Origin of the sequence: Streptomyces sp. MBT53 (assembly GCF_016654115.1) — a bacterium.
GTDB lineage: Bacteria > Actinomycetota > Actinomycetes > Streptomycetales > Streptomycetaceae > Streptomyces.
Map to the genome: position 1 here is coordinate 1 of NZ_JAEQAZ010000519.1, position 398 is coordinate 398.

Genomic DNA, 398 nt, shown 5'->3' on the forward strand with positions numbered 1-398 from the left:
CGAGGTCGGCGCCGACCTCGCCCGGCGTGGGGAGCGTGTCGGTGAGGACGAACTCGCTGACGCGGGAGTTCTTCAGGCGGTCGGCCGCGGGGCCGGAGAGCACGCCGTGCGTGGCCGTCACGATGACGTCCTCCGCGCCGTGCGCGAACAGCGCGTCCGCCGCGGCGCAGATCGTGCCGCCGGTGTCGATCATGTCGTCGACCAGGACGCAGACGCGGCCCTTGACCTCGCCGACGACCTCGTGGACGGTCACCTGGTTCGCCACGTCCTTGTCGCGCCGCTTGTGCACGATCGCCAGCGGCGCGCCGAGGCGGTCGCACCAGCGGTCGGCGACGCGCACGCGGCCGGCGTCCGGGGAGACGACGGTCAGCTTGCTGCGGTCGACCTTGGAGCCCACG

Annotated in this window: 1 protein-coding gene; it reads right to left on the minus strand. The window is 73.6% G+C overall.

Annotation, left to right across the window (positions count from 1 at the left end):
• Nucleotides 1-398: ribose-phosphate diphosphokinase (prs, locus tag JHN45_RS52565; RefSeq protein ID WP_201056605.1), on the minus strand; the 398-nt coding region annotated here is incomplete at both ends.